This is a genomic window from Sphingobium sp. S6 (assembly GCF_905120495.1).
GTDB lineage: Bacteria > Pseudomonadota > Alphaproteobacteria > Sphingomonadales > Sphingomonadaceae > Sphingobium > Sphingobium agri.
The window spans coordinates 1-5673 of sequence record NZ_CAJHOG010000031.1; the positions used below are offsets into that span (position 1 = coordinate 1).

Genomic DNA, 5673 nt, shown 5'->3' on the forward strand with positions numbered 1-5673 from the left:
ATCCTTCAGGCGCGTCATGACGGAGCGGGGAAGATCGTCGTCTTTCTCCATCTGCTTCACCGGTTTGGCAATCCGGCGGCGTGTCTCGATCAGATTTTCTTCCATTTCGTCGCGGCGGCTGTGCGCGGACCGCATCTGGGCATCCAGTTCTCGCTTGCGAAGCGACTGACGATCTCCGGCGTCAGGAGGCGATCTCGCAGACGCGCCAGGCCCGGTCGAGAGCCCGGTACAGGCCTGGAACGTGCTCACGGTGGGCGCCTTCACCGAGCGAATGGTGATTTCGGATCCGACCTATGCCGGTTGGAGTGCGCTAGGAGCGGCCGGCGACATCATGCCGCGAAGCCGTACCTCGGTGAGCTGAATCCGCGAGTGGCCGATCAAGCCTGATGTCGTTTTCGAAGGCGGCAATATCGGGTACGACCCGGCGACGGGGCAGGGCGACCACGTCGATGATCTCGCATTGCTAACCACCTATCGCGCGATCGCGGAGCGGCCGTTCACGACGACGGGCGATACCAGCGCGGCCACCGCGCTCGCCGCACGAATGGCGGCACAGATCTTGGTGGAAAAGCCGGCCTTGTGGCCCGAAATCAGTCCGCGGCCTCATCGTTCATTCCGCAGAATGGACCGCTGCCATGCGCGCCCATCACAGCTCCATCGGCAAGCCTGCCTTCGTGCGGCGCTACGGTTTTGGCGTCCCTTCGCTGGTTCGCGCGCTCGGTAGCTTCGATCACGATGTGACACTCGTCAGCTAGGACGAGATTGTTCCCTTCAAGATGAAGGGTGGATCAGCTGTCACCGATGAGCTGGCGGTTCATCAGCTGCCATGGCCGCGCGAAGCGTTGTTGGCGCTCGATCCCGCGACGCTCGTCCAGCTGCGCGTAACCTTGAGTTATTGCATCGAACCGAACCCCGGCGAGCGCGGACTGTCGCGGCGGCATGTCTATGCGAGCCATGGTCTGCGATCCGATCTCAACCATGCGGACGACTCGCTCGGCACCTTCCTGCGGTGACGCACTTCCGAAGCAGGTGCTCGACCGCCGAAGCGTGCGGCATCGGACACTGGCTGGGGCATCGGTCCGCAATTGCGCAACCGAGGATCGCTGCACGCGGATATCTGGGAAGGCACGACGACGGAGCTTGCCGCTTGCGATGCGATCATCGTCTACCCGACGGGCGGCTGGTGGAGGGAAATGTGGCCCAAGGGTACGTGGGCGAACCAGTGCGCTGCAGCCTCATCGCCAGCATCCGGGCTGCACCGGGCAGTGAATGATATGCTGAGGTGGCAGCCCAGATCGCGCCTGAAATCGCCGTCGAACTTTAGCTTTCCGACCAACGCTACCTCGCCTGCGCCTGCGCCTGCGGACGGACATCCCTGTTCCCAATATGTTCGAGAATTGCTATGCTCGGATATGGCAGGTGACTTGTGGTGACACGCCTCGAAGAGGAGAGAGCTCTCGCAAGGGTCCGGCCCTTGCCAATCCGGGTCTCCTCCTTGAGGCGTGTTACAGCCTTCGTTTTGCTTAGCTGGTTAACATATTACCGAAAATTCACTGCCAGCGTAACGCCGTAAGTTGCCGGTTTGCCAGAATATCCGATTACAGTGTCAGTAATCCTCATGACATAGTTCTGATATTTCTCGTTCGTAACGTTCCGTCCCCAAACATAGACCTTCCATCGGTCGCCCGGCCCAGAGACACCGGCGCGCAAGTCAACGAGCGTGCGCGCAACCATCTTTCCAACAGAGTCGGCCCCGAGAAACGCGTTCGAGGCGCCAGTGTAGGACAGGCTTCCGCCGACGAATACCTCATGGGACGGGCCGAGAGACCATCGGTATTCAGCATCACCGACGCCTTGCCATTCCGGTGTGAATGGCATGCGCGTCCCCGAAAAATCCTCGACGGCGCCGAACTGATTTACACCGATAAAATCCTTGATCTTCGAATCTGTGTAGCTGCCCGAGAGATTTAAGGTTAGTCCACGCAATGGCCGAACCACTACTTGCGCCTCGGCACCAATGGCATCTGATTTTGGCGCATTGGCGACGGATTCCAGGACAACGAAGATGGGATCGATGAAATGAGAGCGGACCTGCTTGTTACGATAGTCGTAGTAGAAGACGGCGGCCGTGAGATCTACGGTCCTGTCAAGGAATGATGCTTTCACGCCCGCTTCGTAGGCCGTCAGCTTCTCCTGCTTCACCGGAGCGAACTGATTATTCGATGATGCAAGAACGGTGGGGAATAGACCGCTTTTATACCCCCTACTGACATTTGCATAAATGAGCGCATCAGAAGTTATTTTGTACTTGGCTCCGACGCGCCACGACACATTGTTCTCGTTGAGCCGCGAACGAAACTCACCCGGATCGTAATTCGCATCGAGATTGAAGCATCCGCCAACTTGCGGAACGGGACCTGCAGGCAGGCCGAAGGCACCCTTTGCGACGGATTGAACAACGCCGATTATGGCCGCGATATTACCGTTGCCATTGTCCAGCGAACATGTGTTGAACCACCGGCGGTTCTCTGTGTAGCGTGCGCCGGCTTGCAAGGTGAGATCCGGCGTAATCTCAAACTCGGCATTGCCAAACGCTGCTAGCGTTTTCGAGTTCTGAGTTGATGTCAGGTCTGCGCCAACGTTCGGTATCCCGAAAATTGGATTGTTCGTCTGGTTGCGGATATCGAAGGACTGGAATTCGTTCGCCTTGTCCTTGGCATAGTTGGCGCCGACGATCCATTTCAGGGGACCGGAGTCACCTACCAGGCGCAGTTCCTGGGAGAAGCTCTTTATCCTGCCTTGCGTGCCGAGCAGGAGGATCTGAAGCGCCGTGCCGTCGATGTCCCGGACGGCGTCCTGTCGGTAATCCTCATAGGCTGAGATCGACGTAAGCGTGATATGGTCAGTCACATCCAGGTCACCGCGCAGGGCGATCTGGAAAAAGCGGTCATCATTGCGAAAATCCACGCCGGGATCCCAATCCGCGATCCTGTTGCTACCGAGAGCGGGCGAGGCGTTTGCAGGCACCTGGATCGTCAACGCATTCAATTGCCCTGCTTGCGAATCCGATCGGTCTGCCGGCGATGCGCCGGACACCGCTGCCGGAGCGCTAGAGAGCGGCGAGGGCAGGGCACCCAACGCGCTCGATCTTCTGCGGCAAAGCGCGTCAATCGGGGAAGCGCGGGCATCGATGCTGCCGAACCGCAACTTTTTGATCATGGCGGCCACGTTGATCCTCTGTATCCTGCAAACCGCCATCAATTCCGCGCAGCCCGGTTACACGTCCTGCCTGATTCCGCGGGACGTCTATTCCGAGAATGGCCGCGTCGTACTCATGGAAAAGGGCACGCGCGTTCTTGGCGAATATCGCGGCGGCATCCAGCAAGGGCACAATCGCCTGTTCGTCCTCTGGACGCGGGCGGTAACGCCCCAGGGCGTGCGGATTGATCTTGCCTCGCCTGGGGCCCGGCCCGCATCGCTCTGGTGATGTGGCGGAAGCCACGAAGGTAAAGGTATCCAGCGTCGCTCCGACAAGGTACAGCCTGATCGCGAAAGGGATGTTGTACAACCCCGCGCATGGTGACACGGCATTTACAGTGCCGCTCTTCGACGCTTACATGTGACGCGTAATGCCGGAAAACCAATCTTAAAATTGAATGGGTCAGGGGACTAACATTGGGACTAAGCCGCCGTTCGCGAGGACGAACGCTAACGACGGGTTTCGGCGACACCCGACGTTCGTGCGGCTGCATTATCGGCCCATGAATGAGCAAGGCTAGCGGCCAACCGCCCGGCATTTCCAATAAATATCCAGAAGAACCGGGCCAGCCCCTGAATTGCGGCAACCTATGAGGCGTAGACAACACCTAATACAAGGCGAGCATTGATCATCACAGGTAGGTCTGGCGCCCCTTCTACCCGTTCTGTTGCGAGCACAACGGAGGCTCCGAGCCCGCCGATCGTTTCGAACTGTCGAAGCCTCGAAAGCGGCGCGCCGATTCGTTTCAAAATGCTGTCACGAGCGCCTACCGCGAGCCCGTCGAAGGTCGAGCGGACCGCCGGCTGAACCGGATAACAATGAACGCATTTCGCGCCCGACGGTTATCGACGCATGCCCGACTTTTCCTCGCCCGAACCTTACATTCTTTGGCTTACGGGCGCCGGGGTTCTGATAGCCTTGGTCGCGTGGCTGCCGCTGGCCTTAAAGCGGCTGCCGCTCTCGCTCCCGATCATATGCATCGCCATCGGCGCGGTCATCTTTCTGCTGCCCGCGGTCTCGCTGCGACCGATGCCCCTGTCCTATCCGACGATCACCGAGCGGTTTACCGAACTGGTGGTAATCATCGCCCTCATGGGCGCCGGTCTGAAGCTTGATCGGATCTTCAGCTGGCGGCACTGGAGTGTCACGTGGCGGCTGCTCGGTATCACGATGCCGGTCTCTGTCGCCGCGATCACACTGATCGGGGGATGGGGCCTCGGCCTTTCCTGGACCGCTGCGCTGCTGCTGGGCGCCAGCCTTGCACCGACTGATCCGGTGCTCGCGTCGGACGTGCAGGTCGGCCCGCCCAAGAGCGGCGAAGAGGACGAAGTCCGCTTCGGCCTGACTTCCGAGGCCGGGCTGAATGACGGGTTCGCCTTTCCTTTTGTCAATCTTGCGATCGCGTTGGCACTTGCAGCTAAGACCGGTGACCCTTGGGCGAGCGACTGGCTGCTGCACGACGTAGCCTGGGAGATCGGCATGGGGGTCGCCGGCGGCTGGGCGATCGGCAAGCTGTTCGGCTGGCTCACATTTCACGTTCCGGCCGAAAGCAAGCTCGCGCAGACGGGTGACGGCCTCATTGCCATCGCAGCGACCTTCGTGTCCTATGGCGTGACCGAAATCCTGGACTGCTATGGCTTTCTTGCCGTGTTCATCACCGCCCTGACATTACGCCGTTCGCACCGTGATCACGAGTTTCAGCGCGAGATGCACGACATCACCGAACAGCTGGAGCGAATCGCGATGATGGTGCTGCTGATCCTCTTCGGCGGCGCACTGGTCAATGGTCTGCTCGCACCGCTAGGCTGGGCAGATGCCGCGGCTGCGTTCGCGATCATCCTGCTGGTAAGGCCTATTGCAGGGTTGGTGGGATTGGCCGGCTTTCACGCTGAGCGAATGGAAAAGCTGACCTTGGCCTTTTTCGGCATCCGCGGCGTAGGATCGTTCTATTATCTCGCTTATGCGATCAATCACGCAGCGTTCGCCGAAGCTGAGCGCCTGTGGGCGATCGTCGGCCTTGTCTCGCTGCTCTCAATCCTGCTGCACGGATTGACCGTGACACCGGTGATGCGAACCATCGATCGGCAACGAGGGCGCTATCCCGACGCCTTGGATGAGACAACAGCGGCGCCTTGAGATTCTGGCACGCCTCGCAAATGGCTCCGGTTGCTTTTCACACTTGTCGTTTGGGCGAAGACGCCAACGACTCTTGCGTCGGCCATTCTCCGCATTTCGCCAGAGTAAGATGAACGAACGGCAGCTCGCGAGTTCGCGCACTCCCAAGCGGAATAAGCGACTTTGGCGCGTAGCAGCCGCAAACTAGGTCTTGGCTCCTCGCATCGGCGAGGCGCTAGGCAACCCTCAGATTTCCGTGCCCTCCGGCAATGTGAGCGCGTCCTCCACATCCACCCCGA

4 protein-coding genes and 2 pseudogenes are annotated in these 5673 nt (G+C 59.7%); 4 read left to right on the forward strand and 2 right to left on the reverse strand.

Features of this window, described 5'->3' with window-relative positions; translation table 11 throughout:
- A partial coding sequence (locus tag SPHS8_RS20050; protein ID WP_201516824.1) for a hypothetical protein occupies window positions 1–249 on the reverse strand: 249 nt, incomplete at its 3' end.
- A 127-nt stretch (window positions 250–376) separates the two neighbouring features.
- Here SPHS8_RS20050 and SPHS8_RS20700 point away from each other — a divergent pair.
- Together SPHS8_RS20700 and SPHS8_RS20060 are read left to right on the forward strand one after the other, a co-directional pair.
- Window positions 377–577, forward strand: a pseudogene (locus SPHS8_RS20700) (S8 family serine peptidase); the annotation flags it as partial.
- Window positions 578–776: 199 nt separating this feature from the next.
- Window positions 777–1013: a hypothetical protein gene (locus tag SPHS8_RS20060; protein WP_201516825.1), complete on the forward strand. Its 237-nt coding sequence runs from the start codon at window positions 777–779 to the stop codon at window positions 1011–1013.
- A 526-nt stretch (window positions 1014–1539) separates the two neighbouring features.
- Here SPHS8_RS20060 and SPHS8_RS20065 read toward each other — a convergent pair.
- Entirely contained in the window at window positions 1540–3219 is a 1680-nt protein-coding gene (locus SPHS8_RS20065; protein WP_236575281.1) for a TonB-dependent receptor, read from the reverse strand.
- Here SPHS8_RS20065 and SPHS8_RS20070 point away from each other — a divergent pair.
- Together SPHS8_RS20070 and SPHS8_RS20075 are read left to right on the forward strand one after the other, a co-directional pair.
- Window positions 3113–3466, forward strand: a pseudogene (locus tag SPHS8_RS20070) (TrbI/VirB10 family protein); the annotation flags it as partial. The gene SPHS8_RS20065 and the pseudogene SPHS8_RS20070 sit on opposite strands and share 107 nt — an antisense overlap.
- 645 nt (window positions 3467–4111) lie before the next feature.
- A complete protein-coding gene (locus tag SPHS8_RS20075; RefSeq protein ID WP_201516827.1) occupies window positions 4112–5395 on the forward strand; it encodes a cation:proton antiporter in 1284 nt (427 codons plus the stop codon).
- Window positions 5396–5673 lie beyond the last annotated feature (278 nt).